The sequence below is a fragment of the Campylobacter concisus genome (assembly GCF_902460575.1).
In the GTDB taxonomy this organism is placed as follows: Bacteria; Campylobacterota; Campylobacteria; order Campylobacterales; family Campylobacteraceae; genus Campylobacter_A; species Campylobacter_A concisus_AW.
The window spans coordinates 150,355-167,452 of record NZ_CABPUY010000001.1; the positions used below are offsets into that span (position 1 = coordinate 150,355).

The following is a 17,098-nucleotide window of genomic DNA, read 5'->3' on the forward strand; positions in this document are numbered from 1 at the left end:
ATTTTAAAGCCGCATTATAACAAAAGGTCTTTAAAATAAGCTATTTTTGGCTGTAAATTTAAGCTTTCACAGCCAAAAAAATTAAGAAAATTTTAGTAGATTATTTCAGAGATTAAAGTATCGATAGCTAAATTTGCAGCCTTATTTATCGTCTCAAAAATGGTGCTTGAGCTTGGATCTGGGCAGAAAATTTCTTTTGTGATCATGCCTGATTTTAGCGAGGTATTTGCGTTAAATAGCTCATAAGCTAGCGAAACTTCGGCCTTGTCGCCTCTTATTTGAAGTGAGATGACGCTAACTTTTAGCCTAAGATCCTTTGCATTTGGCGAAAATATCGGCTTTGCAGCGCAGTTTGAGTATAGTCCTTTTACGAGCGATTTATAGATCATCTCGCTTGGCTCAGAGACAAATTTAGCATCGCTCAGGTATCTTATCTTATTGTTTTCAGCGACGATTAAAATTTTTCTAGTATCGACCATATCAAGGGCGCTCACGTTTTCGATGAAGACATTTTTTAGCTCTTTTTGCTTATTTTCAGCTGAGCACTCTTTGTTTGAGTAGTGTATCTCATACATCGTAGCTTGTGGTACGTCGGTCTTTAGCGAGCAGCCAAGAAATAAAAATGCAGTCGCTGCGTATATCAAATTTCTCATTTTTTGTCCTTTTTATCTGTATTTGGCACTGGATTTGTGAAGAAAAACTCGTAAGGGTTGTCCTCAAGCCTTTGAAGCGCGCCTCTAAACTCACGTAGCGTCTTGTCAAATCCATTTAAAAACTCGCTAGCCTCTCTAAGAAGCGGAGAGACCGTGTTTCTAAGGTCATACTCGCCGTTTTTTACCTTTTGAGTGAGTATATCTTGAAGCGAGCTATATCCAGTGACAGCCGAATTTGCTGATTTGAAAACTGAATTTGCACTTGCAATTAGCGTGTTTAAATTTTTAGCAAGCTCTTTTGTGTCTGTTTTGTTTAGGCTGTCGGTGAAATTTTTTACATTTTTAACGATGCTATCAACCTCGCTTAGACCATTTTCATCGGTTAAAACCTGAGTAAATTTATCGATATTTCTTAGGATTGACTCGATGTGAGAGATATTTTCAGCTGAGAAAAAGCCATCAACCTTATCAAGGGTTTGATTTATCTTTAAAGTGATGTTCTCAGCGTTGTTTCCAAGCTTTGAAAGAAGGCTCTCTTCAAGCTTTAAGATAGGCTTATCGCCTGGTTTAAAATCCTTAGTGCCTCGGCTTATATTGATACTTGCTACTCCGCTAATAGCCTGAACTTCGATGCTAGCCACGCTATCAGCCTTGATAGGCAGATCCTCTCTTATCTTCATTGTGATGTTTATAAGAGCGTTTTTATCATCGACAAAATTTATATCACTGACGCTTCCTGCTGGCACACCGATAAATTTAACCGTAGAATCAACCTTTAGTCCGCTTGGCAGCTCGCTTGTGTGGATGTAATACTCCTTAAAATCAACTTTTGTGTTATTTTTGCTAGTCATCCACCAGATAAATATCGCAAATGCTGTAAGGCAGGCTATGAAAAACATGCCAACAATGGTATAAGAATTTCTATTTTCCATCTACTTTTTCCTCATTTTAAATAGCTCTTCAAGCGGGTTATTTTCAAGATGTTCAAGCTCTTTTATATCTCCCTCAAAGGCTATTTTTTTGTTATCTATTATCAAAAATCTATCCAAAATATCAAAAATACTATCGGCATCATGCGTCACCATAACGACTGTTACGCCGATGCTATCACGAAGCTCTTTTATGAGCGCATCCATCTGGCGCGAGCTAACAGGGTCAAGGCCGCTGTTTGGCTCGTCCAAAAATAGCACCCTAGGGCTTAGCACCAAGGCTCTTGCAAGCGCAGCACGCTTTTTCATACCGCCACTTAGCTCGCTTGGATAAAGCATCGATACCTCTTTTTTTAGCCCTACTTTTTGTATCCAAAACATCGCTATCTCATCAATCTGACGCTTGTTAAATTTAGAGTACTCATGCAGTAAAACGCCCACATTATCAAGTATCGTCATCGAGCTATAAAGCGCTCCAAACTGAAACATCGTCCCACTTTTTAGCTTTATCTCCTGCTGCTCTTTGGGGCTACTTTTCCACATATTGACGCCATCAAACGTTATATCGCCCTTGCTTGGCTTTTTTAGATATATCATCGTCTTCATAAGCGTCGTTTTACCAGCACCACTACCGCCTAAAAAGCCATAAATTTCAGCCTCTTTGATACTCCAGCTCACGTTATCGTGCATTATCTTATCGCCATAACTTGTCGTTATGTTTTTTCCAACTATTATCTCGTTCATATCTTTAGCCACATAAAAATTATCGCAAAAAATGCATCAAGCGCGATGACCCAAAATATCGCATTTACAACGCTAACAGTTGTCATCGCTCCAAGGCTTTGGGCGTTTTGGCTAACGCCAAATCCTCTCATGCACCCAATGATCGCTATTACAGCGCCAAAAAACGGCGCTTTTATCATGCCAACAGCAAAGTGCCTAAGCTCGACCATCTCGCGAAATCTATTGAGATAGTCGCTAAAGCTGATATCAAGTATCGTTTGACAAATGATCATCTGCCCTAAAATGCTTATGCTATCAGCTATAAAGATGATGACTGGCACGCAAAGCACCATGGCGATGATGCGAGGCAAGACCAAGAAGTTAAATGGCTCAAAACCCATCGTCTTCATCGCGTCTATCTCCTCAGTTAGCTTCATAGCACCAATTTGTGCGGTAAAGCTGGAGGCAGACCTGCCTGCCACTACGATAGCAGCGATGAGCGGTGCGACCTCTCTAAGCGTTAGCATACCCATGATCTCTACTATAAATATACTTGCCCCAAAGCTTGCAAGCATCGCACTACCAAGATATGCAAGCACGACGCCTATCAAAAAAGCGGTGAGAGATACGATAAAAACGGCATTTACACCGCCATCTTTTATGTAGTTACTAAATTCTCTAAACCTTAAATTTGCAGGATTAAATAAAATCCTCACGCTTTTTATCAAAAACTCGCCCAAAAACGAGCCAAACTCAAGCAAATTTACAAATCCCTCGCAAATTTTCTCACCGAGACGTGAGAAAAAATTTAGGCTATTGTGCGGTGGCATATATTTAAAATCAATCTTCTCATCATTTAAAAGATCGCCCATCGCCTTTATCTTCTCGTCATTTGTGATGATCTCAAATTTCTTGCCATTTAGCGTGTTTTTTAAAAGGATCAAAACAGCGTAATCAATGCTCTTTAGCTCGCTAAAGTCAAATTTAACATTGCCGTTAAGCTTTTGGATTTTTTTAAAGATGCTTTGTAAATTTTTAGCCTCTTTGTAGCTAAACTCACCTGCAAATTTTATGGTCGCAGTGCCGTTTGCTTCGGTAAAAACGATATCATTTCTCTTTTGCAAAAAGTTCCTTTGCCTTAAAATTTCTGGATTATATTATAAATTTTGTTAAAATAAAAAATCAAAAAATTAAGGGACTTAGATGAAATTTGAAGTTATAAAAAAAGATGGCAACGCAAGGCGCGGCATTCTCACCACAGCCCACAGCGTGATACAAACGCCAGTTTTCATGCCAGTTGGCACGGTTGGCGCAGTTAAAAGCTTAGATGCCTTTGATATGAGTGAAATTTTAGACGCAAAGATAATTTTAGCAAACACCTATCACATGTATCTGCGCCCTGGCAGCAAGGTCGTGCGTGAGTTTGGCGGACTTCATGGATTTTCTAAATTTGATCGCTCGTTTTTAACTGATAGCGGCGGATTTCAGGCATTTTCGCTTAGGTCAAACACCAAAAACGACGATGGCGGGATAAAATTTAAAAGCCACATCGACGGCAGCACGCACTACTTCACGCCAAGATCCGTCCTTGACACGCAGTATGAGCTTGGCAGCGACATCATGATGATACTTGATGATTTGGTTGCATTGCCAGCTGAGCCAAAAAGGATTGATTTAAGCATAAAGCGAACGATAAAATGGGCAAAAGAGGCGATTGATTATCACAAATTTATGCAAAGCAAGGGCGTTGGCCTGCAGCAAAATATCTTTGGTATCGTTCAAGGCGGCACCGACTATGAGGCACGTAAATTTTGCGCTGAAGCCTTAAATCAGATGCCATTTGACGGCCTTGCCATAGGTGGGCTAAGCGTTGGCGAGAGCAACGAGGCGATGTATGACACGGTTGAGGCAGTTATGCCATTTATGGATGAGCTAAGACCTCGCTATCTAATGGGCGTTGGCACGCCTGAAGATCTTGTAGAAAACGTGGAGCGAGGCGTCGATATGTTTGACTGCGTCATGCCAACTAGAAACGCAAGAAACGGCACGCTCTTTACTAGCTTTGGCAAGATAAATATAAAATCAGCCAAATTTATAAACGACCACGCGCCGATAGACCCGCAGTGTCAGTGCTACACCTGCAAGCGCTACTCAAGAGGCTATCTAAACCACCTTTTTAAGGCTAGAGAGCTCACGTTTTTTAGACTAGCAAGCCTTCACAACCTACACTACTATCTAAATTTGATGAAAGAGATGAGAGAGGCGATAGAGGTCGGCGAATTTGCTAAATTTAAGCGAAATTTCTACGCAAAAAGGGTAAATAATGAGTGCTAGTCTTAGTGGATATTTTTACGGCGAAGAATTTGACTATATAATCTTAAATTTTGGCGCCAATTCGCAGAAATTTCTCTTTAAAAATGGGCAAATTTTTAAAGAAGATCTAAGCTCGCCTTGTGATAAAAATGAGTTTTTAGAGACGATAAAAAAGTTGCTCGATAACTTTTTAAATAAAATCTTAGAGCACGAAAGTGAGCTTGAAAACTACGAGCAAATTTACACAGGCAGCGCAAAGGTGGTAAATTTCGCCAAAAAATATCACGTTTTAAGATATGAGATCAGGAAATTTGAGAGTAGAATTTCTAGAATTTATGAGGCTTTGCAAATTTGTGCGGCTGAGCAAAATGAGCTAAAAAAGGAGCTAAAAAACAGCATACATAAGTGCGGCGTGCTAAAGAGCATGATAAGCGAGTATTCGCTCAGGGTCGAGGACATCTACTCATTTATACAAAACGACAAAAACGACAAGATAAACAAAAATATCTACCTTTTGACGCTGCTTTCGGCGCTATTTTTACCGCTAAATTTCATCACTGGCTTTTTTGGTATGAATACAAATGGCATGTTTTTAAGCTCATTTAAAGATGGTACGTTGATAGTTTTTGCCTTTGTAGCGATGCTTTGCGTGCTATTTTTTATATTTTATTACAGAACAAATAAGGATATTAGTTAAATTTATGCGAAGCTTGGCAAGTTGATCCAACCTGCCAAGTAAATTTGAAGTTATTTTTTCTTTATGATGATTTTCTCGCCATCGCTATCGATGGTGATCTCATCGCCACTTTCAAGCTCATCTTTTAAGATCATATCAGCGATCTTGTCTTCAACTAGCTCATAAAGCGCTCTTCTAAGAGGTCTTGCTCCATAAACTATGTCAAAGCCAGCTTTTGCGATAAATTTCTTAGCCTCTTCGCTTAAAACTGCCTTGATACCGCGGTTGTGAAGAGTTTTTTCAAGCTCTTTAAACATGATCTCTACGATAGATATCAAACCTTGCTCATTTAGAGGATTAAAGATGATGGTATCATCAAGCCTATTTAAAAACTCAGGTTTAAAGTAGTTTTTAAGCTCGTTTTTAACAGCTACATCACGATCTTCGCCCTTTAGCTCCATGATGAAATTTGAAGCGATGTTTGAAGTTAAAATGATGATAGTATTTTTAAAATCAACCGTTACACCTTTATTATCAGTCGCGCGCCCATCATCAAGTATGCCAAGAAGTATGTTAAATACGTCCTTGTGAGCCTTTTCAACCTCGTCAAAAAGTATGACTGAGTATGGTCTTCTGCGAACTGCCTCTGTTAGCTGACCGCCCTCATCATAGCCTACATATCCTGGAGGCGCACCAAGAAGCCTGCTCACGCTATGTTTTTCCATATATTCGCTCATATCAAAGCGGATAAGCGCCTTCTCATCGTCAAATAAGAATTTAGCCAAAGCCTTAGCAGACTGAGTTTTGCCAACGCCTGTCGGTCCAAGAAATAAAAACGAGCCAATCGGCCTTTGACCCTCATTTAGCCCTGCTTTGTTTCTCTTAACAGCACGTGCAAGTGCGTGTAGTGCGTCATCTTGACCGACAACGCTCTCTCTTAGATGCTCTTCGATGCGTAAATATTTCTCTTTTTCGCTTGTTAGCATCTTTTTAACTGAAATTCCAGTCCATTTGCTCAAAATTTCAGCCACAAGCTCCTCATCGACTTGATTTTTAAGAAGCACGCCCTCTTTTTTCATGTGCTCCCATTTTTCTTCAAGCTCGTGTTTGTGCTTTTTGGCGTCTGCTATCTTGCCGTATTCTATCTCAGCTGCCTTTTGAAGATCGCCATTTCTTTTTGCTATCTCAGCTTGTGATTTTAAGCTATCGATCTCTTTTGTCGCTTTTGAAATTCCGCCAAAAACGGCCTTTTCGTTTTCAAATTTAGTATCAAGCGCTAGCTTTTTCTCATTTAGATCAGCTATCTCTTTTTCGATCTCGCCAAGTCTTTCTTTGTTTTTATCCGCATCCTCCATCTTTAGAGCTTCTTTTTCTACTTGAAGCGTTACGATCTCACGTTTTATCTTTGAAAGCTCGTATGGTTCGCTCTCTATTTGCATCTTAAGCTCAGCTGCTGCCTCGTCGATAAGATCTATTGCTTTATCTGGCAAGAAACGGTTTGCGATGTAGCGGTCGCTTAGCCTTGCTGCGGCAACTAGTGCGCTATCAGTTATTGTGATGCCGTGATGAACTTCAAGACGCTCTTTTATACCACGCAAAATTTGAAGTGCCTCATTTACGCTTGGCTCTTTGACGTCTATTGGTTGAAAACGTCTTTGAAGCGCTGCATCTTTTTCAAAGTATTTTCTATACTCTTTTAATGTTGTCGCACCAACAGCGTGAAGCTCGCCACGCGCAAGAGCTGGTTTTAGGATATTTGCAGCGTCCATTCCACCCTCGCTCGCACCAGCTCCAACGATGGTGTGAATTTCATCTATAAAAAGTATGATGTTGCCAGCTTTTTTGACCTCGTCGATGACAGCTTTTAACCTATCTTCAAACTCGCCTCTATACTTTGCTCCAGCTACAACTGCGCTCATATCAAGTGCGATGACACGCTTGTTTGCAAGGCTTGTTGGCACATCGCGAGCCACTATCTTTTGAGCTAGCCCCTCAACAATAGCTGTTTTACCAACGCCTGGCTCACCAAGCAAGATAGGGTTATTTTTGCTCTTTCTTATTAAAATTTGCATCATTCTAGTGATCTCTTCATCACGTCCGATGACTGGATCAAGCTCTTTATTTAGGGCTTTTTGCGTTAGATCGATACTAAATTTCTCTAAGCTATCAAGGGTATCATCGCCAGTTTGGCTATCTATCTTTTTACCGCCTCTTATGCTCTCAAGGTTCTTTTTAATCTCTAAGATGTCGCAAAATTTGCTTAAAATTTGTTTGATCTCACTAAGCTCAAGAGCCGAGATGATCCAAGTATCAACAGCTATGTAGCTATCGCCCATGCTTACCATTAAAGCTTTTGCATTTTCAAGTGAATTTATAAGCTCTCTCGAAACTGAAACGTTATCTTTTGTAACGTTTGAGCTGCTTGGGAGTGACGAGATCTTGCTTTTTATCTCAAGCTCGACTGCGTCTTTGCTTATGTTCATCTTATTAAATACTTGATTTAAAATAGAATTGCTATCAGCGAGCAAAGCCCAAAAGACGTGAAGTGGCACAACTTGTGGATTTTTAGAAAAGATCGCTAAGCTAACGCCTTTTTCAAGTGTCTCTTGCATCTGCGCTGTTAAATTTTCTGTTATGTCAGCCATTAAAGCTCCTTAAGTTATTTTATAATGGCGGCATTATATAACTTTAGTCTTATATTGTCAAGTATTTTTATAGCCTTTGTCACTCTTTTTATATAATTGCTAAAATTTGCTGTTATAAATTTGTGTTAAAAATAGACAAAAGCTAAAAATATAAGGTTAAATTTATGCTTTTTTTAGCCAAATGTTAATAAAATTGAGCCAAAAAATATAGGAGATATTTTGAACAAACTTACTAGATCTTTTGCGCTAAAAATAACAGGCGCCCTACTCATCTCAAGCGTAGCAGTAAATGCACTTTTTGCCAAAACTGAAGATGAGGCGAGTGCAAAACTTGAAGCACTTTCAAAACTTACAAAAACCATCTCAACTGTTGAAAAATACTACGTTGATGACATTAAATTTAAAGAGATAATTGACAAAGCCATCGCTGGTTTGATGCAAAATTTAGACGCTCACTCGAGCTTTTTAAATGAAAAAGCATATAAAGATATGCAGGTGCAAACAAGCGGAGAATTTGGCGGACTTGGCATAACAGTTGGCATGAAAGATAGCGCACTAACCGTTATCTCGCCTATCGAGGACACTCCAGCTGATAAAGCAGGCATAAAAGCAGGCGATATCATTTTAAGGATCGATGGCAACTCGACTATCGGCACAACGATAGATGAAGCCGTAAATAAGATGCGCGGCAAGCCAAAAACTCCGATAACAATTACAATTTTGCGAAAAGGCGAGCAAAAGCCATTTGACGTAAAGATCATAAGAGATCTTATAAAAGTTGAGTCTGTCTATGCAAAAATGATAGAAAATGAAAACATCCTTTATATACGCGTCACAAATTTTGACAAAAACGTCGTTACAAAGGTAAAAGATGCTATCAAAGAGCATCCAAAAGCAAATGGCATCATACTTGATCTTAGAAACAACCCTGGCGGTCTTTTAAATCAAGCTGTCGATCTAGTGGATCTTTTCATAGATAATGGCATCATCGTATCTCAAAAAGGTCGTGATGCATCTGAAAATGTAGAGTATAAAGCAAGTGCTAGCAAAACCTTATCAAAACTCCCACTTGTTGTCCTTGTAAATGGCGGAAGCGCAAGTGCTAGCGAGATCGTCAGTGGCTCACTGCAAGATCATAAGCGTGCGGTGATAATTGGCGAAAACACATTTGGTAAAGGCAGCGTTCAGGTGATCTTGCCAATAGATGATACAGAAGCCTTAAGACTAACCATCGCAAGATACTACTTGCCAAGCGGCAGAACTATCCAAGCTGTTGGCGTAACACCTGATGTAGTCGTGCATCCTGGCAAAGTGCCGCAAAGCGATGATAGTGCATTTAGCATCAAAGAGAGCGAGCTAAAAGCACACCTAAAAAGCGAGCTAAACAAGATAAATCCAACAAGCGAGGGCAATAAAACCGAAGCAAAAGATGATAAAAATATAATCACACAGAAAAAAGTTGATGAGGATATTCAGTTAAAAACAGCGATTGATACGATCAAAATTTTAAAGATAAAACAACAATAATCTAAAGGAGAACAACATGCAAAAAAGAGAGCTTATCTACGAGGGAAAAGGCAAGAAAATGTACGCCACAGACGATCCAAATCTACTTGTGGCTGAATTTAAAGACGACCTAACAGCATTTGACGCTCAAAAAAGAGGCAACGAAGCTGGCAAAGGCGCACTAAATAACAAAATCTCTACTCAGCTTTTTAAACTGCTAGAGAGCAAAGGTATCGTGACTGACCTAGTTGAGACAATAAGCGACACTGAGCAAGTTGTCAAAAAATGCGAGATCATACCTCTTGAAGTTGTTGTGAGAAATATCGCAACTGGCTCACTTAGCAAAAGGCTTGGCATAAAAGAAGGCACCGTTCTACCTTTTACACTTGTTGAGTTCTACTACAAAAATGACGATTTGCACGATCCACTAGTTACTGATGAGCACTGCATCATCATGGGGCTAGTAAAGAGTGAAAAAGACCTTCAAACACTAAGACACACAGCTAGAGAGATCAACTCTATCTTATTTAAATTCTTTGCAGAGAGAAATTTAAAACTAGTTGATTTCAAAGTCGAATTTGGTATCGACAAAGATGGCAACATCATATTAGCTGACGAGATAAGCCCTGATAGCTGCAGATTTTGGGATGCTACGACAAATGAAAAACTTGACAAAGATAGATTTAGACAAGACCTTGGTAGCGTAAAAGTAGCTTACGAAGAAGTTTTAAGAAGAATTCTTTCTTAAGGACAAAGATGAAAGCTGTCGTAAATATAGCATTAAGAAGTGGGGTCTTAGACCCTGCTGGTAAGGCAGTGGAGCACGCGCTAAATTCGCTTGGATTTAGCGGTGTTTCAAATGTCAGGATAGGCAAACAAATCGTTTTAGACATCGACGAGAGCGATAAAAGCAAAGCAAAAGAGCAGCTAAAAGTGATGTGTGAAGAACTTCTAGCAAACACCGTCATCGAAGACTACGAGATCGTGCTATGAAAGTAGCCATCATACTTTTTCCTGGCACAAACTGCGAAGAAGACACAGCTCACGCCTTTAAACTACTTGGCTGCCAAACGCAGATCATCTGGCACAAAGAAGATAAGATCGATGCTGATCTAGTCGTTTTGCCTGGTGGTTTTAGCTACGGCGACTACTTAAGAACGGCTGCGATAGCTAAATTTAGCCCAGCGATGCAGGCTGTAAAAGAGCATGCGAAAAAAGGCGGCTACATCCTAGGAATTTGCAATGGCTTTCAGATGCTTCTTGAGCTTGGACTTTTAAAAGGCGCGATGAGAAGAAATGAAAATTTAAATTTCGTCTCAAAATATCACCATCTAAAAGTGATCTCAAATAGCAATAAATTCCTAGCAAATTTAGCCAAAGACGAAGTGGTAAATATCCCCATCGCTCACGGCGAGGGCAACTACTACACTGATGAAAATACGCTAAAAAGTCTATATGATAATGAGCAAGTCCTGCTAAAATACTGCGACAGCCACGGCAATGAGATAAATCCAAATGGCTCAGTTGATAGTATAGCTGGGATTTGCGATGAGAGCAAAAAGATCTTTGGTCTTATGCCTCACCCAGAGCGCGCTTGCGAGAAAATTTTAGGCACAGATGATGGCATGAAGATGTTAAAAGGGCTAGTTTGGTAAAACGAACACTTTTTATCGCCCTACTCGCGCTAAATTTATTTGCCGCAAACACTGATGAAGTCAGCGTTTTTGACATGATGGATGAGGCAAGAGAGGATAAATTTGTAAATAGCCAAGCATCAAAGCCGCAAGCAAAGACTCCAAGCGAAGAAGATATATCAAGAAAGCTCGTCTCTCCACGCTCTATCGCCCCACAACCAGAGCGTATCACTCCAGAGCAGATGCGAAATATCGTCCCGACAAACGAACCAGACATTAGCGTCCCTGATAATCAAGTCTATGACAAGATCAAGATAAAAGACCTCCTTTTAAAAGCGACAAATATCCCTAAAAACGTCGTAGTAGGAGAAATTTTTAGCGTTGAGATCGTGGCTGATACACAAAGTGACCTTGAGTTTGAGTTTGAGACACAGCTTGATGAGACAAATATCAAATGGCTAAATAAGAAGAATTTTCAATGGGTAAAAGGCGATGAAAACAAATACATCGGCACTTTCTACCTTGAAGCAACGAGCATTGACGCAAAGACTTTACGAGTTAGCTTGGATCTAAAAAGAAATGGCGAGAACTATCAAAACTCAAACATAAATATCTTTTTACCAAAGCTAAAAGAGCTTAGAAGCGACGAAAACTACAACCATATCGTCGCTGACAACCTTGAGGTGAAGAAATTTAAAACGACTAAATTTGATGACATAAACAACATCATGGTCGTTGAAATTTACGGCAACAATGTCGATCTAAGCGCCTTTAATATCGAAAATAAAACGATCCTAAAGCAAGGCGTAGATACGATAAATGGCGACTTTAACTCGCAAAGTGCATATTATTTTGCAGTATTTAAGCCAAACAAAAAGACGCTTGACTTTAACTACTACAACCTAAAAAAAGCTAAATTTGAGAGCTTTTCTCTGCCTGTGAGCGTCGAAGAGGACGAGGTTAGCACGCAAATCGGTCTAAATCCAAAACAAAGCGAATTTAGCACTTACAAAGATATCACGATCTACTCTTTGGTCGCTATCTTTATCTTGCTAGCGATCTGGCGTAGAAAGCTAAGCTACTTCTTTGTGGCAGCTGTTTTTATCGCACTTGGAATTTACACTTACAATCCTTTTGGCAAAGCAGTGCTTAAGCCAGATGTGAGCGTCACTATCTTGCCAACTAAGAATTCAACCGTTTTTTATACATCTCGTAAAAACGAAAATGTTGAAATTTTAGACACAAAAGATGACTACTCAAAAATTTTATTCGCAGATGGCAAAATCGGCTGGGTAAGAAAGGGTGATCTTGTCAAAAATTAGAGCTATTTTCTTCTCTATCACATTTGTTCTTAGCGTTTTTGTCGTGGTATTTTTTATGTGGCTTTTTAACTCGAAAAATAGACCTATTAGAAAAATTTGGGGCAGAGCTCAGAGATTTTTTGGCGGTTATACACTTGAGGTGGTAGGTGAGTTTAAAGATGAGGCGAATATCTTACTAATAAATCATCAAAGCATGCTTGATATCATCGTGCTTGAAGAGGTGCACCCTAAAAATCTTTGCTGGATCGCAAAGGCGCAGATAGGTAAGATCCCGATCATCGGTAAAATTTTGAGCCTTCCAAAGATGATAGCGGTCGAGCGAGAAAATAAGCACTCGCTAATAAAGCTTTTAAGCGAAGCAAAAGACAGAGTAGAAAATGGCCGTGTTTTAGCGATATTTCCAGAAGGCACAAGGTCTCAAACTAAAGAGCTGCTACCATTTAAAGGTGGCGCAAAGTTGCTAGTTGAAAAGCTAAATTTAAAGGTTCAGCCTATCGTGATCGTTGGAAGCGATGCGATGAAAGTGAAAGAATTTAGCTTTAAAAAAGCAGACATCAAGCTCTTTTGCCTTGATCTAGTTGATACCTCAAAACAAAACTGGCTAGAGGCGACTAGAGAGAGCATGCAAAAAGTCCTAGACGAAAACAGAAAATAAATTTAGCTTTGTAAATTTCTTTTCTAGAATTCACATTTTATGTAACCACTATAAAGAGTTAAAATTAATAAGCAATAAAGTAAATGTTGGTGTGATATTACCTTATAAATTTAGACAAATCACCTTAGTAAAAGGAATTTTATCCACCAGCGTTTTACTAATATCTTTTAGAAGTTTTTATATATCAAAGCATGTATCCAAATTTGCTTTTTACCGCCACGAGCAAACAAGCTTTAGTAGATAGACTGCTCTCTACACCATTAAATATAAAAATTACTACACCTTATAACACTTTGCTCATATTAGTTCAGCCGTTTATTATGAGCATTAAATTTTATTTAAGCCTAATGCTTAAATTAGATCTCTTGCTGGCTATTTTTATTAGCCATAAATGTTAGTTTGTGATTGCGGTGAAATAAAATAAATAGAAAAATTTAAATTATAGAAGTACGACAACTATTTGGCGGAGAGCTCCGCCAAATTTAGTTTTTCTTGAAAAATCTCAATATCTTTGCTTGTAGTTTAAACTGCTCTGAAAGCTCCATTATCGGATAAGCTCCAGCGTATTTTTTGCCGCCAGGTAGGTCTTTGCTAACGCCGCCGCGTGCCGCGATCTGAGCGAAGTCTCCAACGCTTACGTGTCCAGCTGAGCCGCTTTGTCCGCCCATAACGACGTTTCTGCCTAGCACTGTTGAGCCAGCAAGTCCAGTTTGTGAGACGATGAGGCAGCCATTTCCAAGCTCGCAGTTGTGGCCTATTTGAACGAGATTGTCTATCTTTGTGTAGTTTGCGATCATCGTGCTTTCAAAAACGCCACGATCTATCGTCGTGCAAGCGCCGATCTCGACAAAATCGCCCAAAACAACGTTGCCATTGTGATAAATTTTCACATGCTCACCAGTTTTTGTGTGCGCATAACCAAAGCCATCGCTGCCTATGACGCAGTTTGCTAGCAGGTGGCACTCGTTTCCGATAACGCAGTCGTTATAGATGACGACATTTGGGTGAATGATGCAGTTTTTACCAATAGTTACATTATCTCCTAAAAATGCCCCAGCCATCACTATCGTGTTTTCGCCAACGCTCACGTTTGAGCCGATATAGACATTTGGCATTATAATGGCGCTTTGGGCGATATTTGATGGTTTTGGCTCGCAAAAAAGCGGCTTAGCGTAAATTTTACTAAGGATGGCAAATGCAAGGTGCGGGTTGTCGCACACAAGCGCTACCATGCCAGCTGGCACCAAGTCTAAAAGCGATTTTGTCACCAAGATAGCTCCAGCGTTTGAAGTGCTTATAAATTTGGCATTTTTCTCGCCATCGCAGTATGTTAGCTCAGCTTTATTTGCATTTTTTAAAGAATTTAGAGCAAAAATCTCAAGATCTTCTCCGCTAAAAGTAGCATCTACTTTTAAGGCTATTTCACTTAGTTTCATCATATATCCATTATCACAGATCCGCCGCGCACGACATCAACTGGGTTAAATTTCTTTATCGATTTTAAAAAGCTCTCTACCCTGCTCGCATCATCAGCCACCATGACGACGATGTAGTTTTCATTTGTGTTTGTGACGATGCCATTGTATGTCTTTAGTATCGCCTCAAGGCCGGCGAAATTTTCACCAAGTGGGATTTTTACAAGTGCCATCTCTTTTTCAACAAATTCGCCGCTTTCTATGACTTTATATGTTGGGATGAGCTTATGAAGCTGCTTTACGATCTGCTCTAAAACCCTCTCATCGCCGCTTGTGACGATGCTTAGCCTTGAGAAGTTGCTCTCAGGTATCGGAGCGACTGTGAGCGTGTCGATGTTGTAGCCCCTGCCCGCAAAAAGCCCAGAAATTCTAGCCAAAACGCCATGTTCATTTAAAACTATAACCGAAATCGTTCTTCTGATACTCATTTTTCTTCCTTGCTCTTTAATATCATATTATAAATCGCAGCCCCTGCTGGAACCATAGGAAGCACGTCCTCAAAGCGGTCGATCCTCACGTCGATAAGTGCTGATTTTTTACTCTTGATCGCCTCTTTTAAAGCCTTTTTAAACTCATCTTTGCTCTTGCAAACAAAGCCAACGCCGCCAAATCCCTCAGCTATCTTTACAAAATCAGGCTGCAAGCTAAGATCAGTTGATGAGTAGCGCTTTTCATAGAAAAATGTCTGCCACTGGCGCACCATGCCTAAGAAGTTGTTGTTTAAGATGATGTTTATGACAGGGACATTTGTCTCATAAGCGGTCATTAGCTCTTGGATATTCATAAGTATCGAGCCATCGCCTGTGAAATTTACAACCAAATGCTCAGGCATCGCACACTTTGCGCCGATCGCTGCAGGCAGGCCGTATCCCATCGTACCAAGGCCGCCACTTGTGACAAGCTGTCTTGCGCGGTTAAATGGATAAAACTGCGCCACCCACATTTGATGCTGACCAACGTCAGTTGCGACGATAGCCTCAGGGCCAACTATCTTTGCGGTCTCTTCAACCACCCATTGAGGCTTTAAGACCTTGTCACTATCTGTGTAGCCAAGTGGATTTAGCTTTTGATATCTATCTAAAATTTCTCTCCAAGGTGCATAGTTTTTAGGCTCACCTTTCACCTCCTCATAAAGCTCGCTTAGCACGTTTGTAAGGTCGCCAACTATCGGATAGTGAGCGTTTATGATCTTTGAGATAGAGCTTGGATCGATGTCGATATGAATGATTTTTGCATGTTTGGCAAACTCGTCAGTTTTGCCTGTGACCCTATCGCAAAATCTAGCTCCAAGTGAGATAAGAAGGTCACACTCGCTAAGCGCCATATTTGAAGCGTAGCTGCCGTGCATGCCTGCCATGCCTAAATTTAGCTCATCTTTTGCGTCAAGCATGCCAAGAGCCATAAGTGTCTCAACCGCTGGGATGCCAGTTTTTTTCATAAATTTACGTATGATCTCGCTTGCATTTGATGCGACTGCACCACCACCGATGTAAAGAAGTGGTCTTTTTGCTTCATTTATCGCAGCAGCTGCTTTTTTGATCTGCTTAGAGTTGCCTTTATAGGTCGGCTTGTAGCTTGGGATAGAAATTTCTTTTGGATAGACAAAGTCGCCAAGCTTTGAAGTTACGTTTTTTGGGATATCGATATGAACTGGTCCTGGGCGGCCTGATCTTGCGATATAAAACGCTTCTTTTATGATGCGAGGTAGCTCCTCGACGCTATTTACTAAAAAGTTATGTTTGACACAGGGGCGTGAAATGCCGACTGCATCGATCTCTTGAAAGGCATCTGTACCTATCATAAAGGTTGGTACTTGACCGCTTATAAGCACAACTGGGATGCTGTCGCTGTAAGCTGTGGCAAGACCAGTGACTGCGTTTGTAAAGCCAGGACCGCTTGTCACAAAAGCTACGCCAACTTTGCCACTAACCCTAGCGTATCCGTCTGCTGCGTGCACGGCTGCTTGCTCGTGGCGAACCAAGACGTGCTTAAAATAAGTTTGTTTATATGTCTCGTCGTAGATATTTAAAGCTGCACCGCCAGGATAGCCAAAAACTATCTCAACGCCCTCTTCATGCAAGGCTTCGCTTATCATCTGCGAACCAGAAATTTGTTTTATCATCATTTTAGCCTTTTGATAAATTTATCGCAAATTATATCCCAAAGCATTTTAAATCCATTTTAACTTTTTAGCGAAATTTAGGCGTTATCTTAAATTCTTTGAAAAAATTTTAACGCTGGAGCAAGGATATTACAAAGTATTTTACATATAATTTAACGTAATATTTTTAGTATTTTGATAAATTTGGCAAATTTTATAGTAAAAATTTATAAAATAGACGGATGGGACAGAAACCAAATTTAATCCAGCCAATCCAGCCAATCCAGCCAATCCAGCCAATCCAGCCAATCCAGCCAATCCAGCCAATCCAGCCAATCAAATTTAACCCAGTAACCCAGAAAATTTGGCTAGAAATTTCACAAAAATAGCAAGAAATTTTATATTGAAGTATAAAAACAGCCTTAAAATAAGCCATTTCTAAGTGCAAAAAACGATCTATTTTAAA

17 protein-coding genes are annotated in these 17,098 nt (G+C 40.0%); 8 read left to right on the plus strand and 9 right to left on the minus strand.

Going from position 1 to position 17,098, the window contains the following annotated elements:
- Positions 1–92 precede the first annotated feature (92 nt).
- Genes F3G76_RS00695 through F3G76_RS00710 form a run of 4 tightly spaced genes read right to left on the minus strand, consistent with a single transcriptional unit; the run spans position 93 to position 3,429 of the window.
- Positions 93–653 carry an ABC-type transport auxiliary lipoprotein family protein gene (locus F3G76_RS00695; protein WP_149705638.1) on the minus strand — a complete coding sequence of 187 codons (561 nt, stop codon included), beginning with the start codon at positions 651–653 and terminating at the stop codon, positions 93–95.
- On the minus strand, positions 650–1,585 hold the full coding sequence (locus F3G76_RS00700; RefSeq protein ID WP_149705639.1) for an MlaD family protein: 936 nt from the start codon (positions 1,583–1,585) through the stop codon (positions 650–652). The genes F3G76_RS00695 and F3G76_RS00700 overlap by 4 nt, the downstream gene beginning before the upstream one ends.
- The gene (locus F3G76_RS00705) at positions 1,586–2,326 is read right to left on the minus strand and encodes an ABC transporter ATP-binding protein (RefSeq protein WP_149705640.1); all 741 of its coding nucleotides are present in this window, start codon (positions 2,324–2,326) and stop codon (positions 1,586–1,588) included. It lies immediately after the preceding gene.
- Positions 2,323–3,429 carry an MlaE family ABC transporter permease gene (locus tag F3G76_RS00710; RefSeq protein WP_149705641.1) on the minus strand — a complete coding sequence of 369 codons (1,107 nt, stop codon included), beginning with the start codon at positions 3,427–3,429 and terminating at the stop codon, positions 2,323–2,325. The genes F3G76_RS00705 and F3G76_RS00710 overlap by 4 nt, the downstream gene beginning before the upstream one ends.
- 79 nt (positions 3,430–3,508) lie before the next feature.
- On the opposite strand from F3G76_RS00710, the gene tgt reads away from it, so the two are divergent.
- Positions 3,509–4,639, plus strand: coding sequence for a tRNA guanosine(34) transglycosylase Tgt (tgt, locus tag F3G76_RS00715; protein WP_149705642.1), 1,131 nt, complete (start codon positions 3,509–3,511; stop codon positions 4,637–4,639).
- The gene (locus F3G76_RS00720) at positions 4,629–5,315 is read left to right on the plus strand and encodes a CorA family divalent cation transporter (RefSeq protein ID WP_149705643.1); all 687 of its coding nucleotides are present in this window, start codon (positions 4,629–4,631) and stop codon (positions 5,313–5,315) included. Before tgt ends, F3G76_RS00720 begins: the two co-directional genes overlap by 11 nt.
- Before the next feature lie 50 nt (positions 5,316–5,365).
- Here the strand turns inward: F3G76_RS00720 and F3G76_RS00725 are convergent, their stop codons facing one another.
- On the minus strand, positions 5,366–7,939 hold the full coding sequence (locus tag F3G76_RS00725; RefSeq protein WP_149705644.1) for an ATP-dependent Clp protease ATP-binding subunit: 2,574 nt from the start codon (positions 7,937–7,939) through the stop codon (positions 5,366–5,368).
- Positions 7,940–8,191: 252 nt separating this feature from the next.
- Here F3G76_RS00725 and F3G76_RS00730 point away from each other — a divergent pair, with 252 nt between their 5' ends.
- The 6 genes from F3G76_RS00730 to F3G76_RS00755 are packed head-to-tail and all read left to right on the plus strand — an operon-like array spanning position 8,192 to position 13,056.
- On the plus strand, positions 8,192–9,466 hold the full coding sequence (locus F3G76_RS00730) for a S41 family peptidase (RefSeq protein ID WP_223227412.1): 1,275 nt from the start codon (positions 8,192–8,194) through the stop codon (positions 9,464–9,466).
- 16 nt (positions 9,467–9,482) lie between these two features.
- Positions 9,483–10,193 (plus strand): phosphoribosylaminoimidazolesuccinocarboxamide synthase, encoded by a 711-nt coding sequence (purC, locus tag F3G76_RS00735; RefSeq protein WP_009293856.1) that lies wholly within the window; start codon positions 9,483–9,485, stop codon positions 10,191–10,193.
- A gap of 8 nt (positions 10,194–10,201) precedes the next feature.
- A complete protein-coding gene (purS, locus tag F3G76_RS00740) occupies positions 10,202–10,438 on the plus strand; it encodes a phosphoribosylformylglycinamidine synthase subunit PurS (protein WP_002941745.1) in 237 nt (78 codons plus the stop codon).
- On the plus strand, positions 10,435–11,100 hold the full coding sequence (gene purQ / locus F3G76_RS00745) for a phosphoribosylformylglycinamidine synthase I (protein WP_107930600.1): 666 nt from the start codon (positions 10,435–10,437) through the stop codon (positions 11,098–11,100). The genes purS and purQ overlap by 4 nt, the downstream gene beginning before the upstream one ends.
- Positions 11,094–12,401 carry an SH3 domain-containing protein gene (locus F3G76_RS00750; protein WP_103558135.1) on the plus strand — a complete coding sequence of 436 codons (1,308 nt, stop codon included), beginning with the start codon at positions 11,094–11,096 and terminating at the stop codon, positions 12,399–12,401. The genes purQ and F3G76_RS00750 overlap by 7 nt, the downstream gene beginning before the upstream one ends.
- Positions 12,382–13,056: a lysophospholipid acyltransferase family protein gene (locus F3G76_RS00755; protein WP_223227307.1), complete on the plus strand. Its 675-nt coding sequence runs from the start codon at positions 12,382–12,384 to the stop codon at positions 13,054–13,056. Before F3G76_RS00750 ends, F3G76_RS00755 begins: the two co-directional genes overlap by 20 nt.
- Before the next feature lie 482 nt (positions 13,057–13,538).
- On the opposite strand, the gene lpxD is transcribed toward F3G76_RS00755, so the two are convergent.
- The 4 genes from lpxD to F3G76_RS00775 all read right to left on the minus strand — a co-directional run bounded on the left by lpxD (position 13,539) and on the right by F3G76_RS00775 (position 17,080).
- Positions 13,539–14,492, minus strand: a complete 954-nt coding sequence (gene lpxD / locus F3G76_RS00760) for a UDP-3-O-(3-hydroxymyristoyl)glucosamine N-acyltransferase (RefSeq protein WP_103636781.1) — start codon at positions 14,490–14,492, stop codon at positions 13,539–13,541.
- Positions 14,492–14,953, minus strand: coding sequence for an acetolactate synthase small subunit (gene ilvN / locus F3G76_RS00765; protein WP_223227413.1), 462 nt, complete (start codon positions 14,951–14,953; stop codon positions 14,492–14,494). The genes lpxD and ilvN overlap by 1 nt, the downstream gene beginning before the upstream one ends.
- Positions 14,954–14,955: 2 nt before the next feature.
- Positions 14,956–16,650 carry an acetolactate synthase large subunit gene (locus F3G76_RS00770; RefSeq protein ID WP_223227414.1) on the minus strand — a complete coding sequence of 565 codons (1,695 nt, stop codon included), beginning with the start codon at positions 16,648–16,650 and terminating at the stop codon, positions 14,956–14,958.
- 196 nt (positions 16,651–16,846) lie between these two features.
- Positions 16,847–17,080 (minus strand): hypothetical protein, encoded by a 234-nt coding sequence (locus F3G76_RS00775; RefSeq protein WP_149705647.1) that lies wholly within the window; start codon positions 17,078–17,080, stop codon positions 16,847–16,849.
- Between the last annotated feature and the right edge of the window lie 18 nt (positions 17,081–17,098).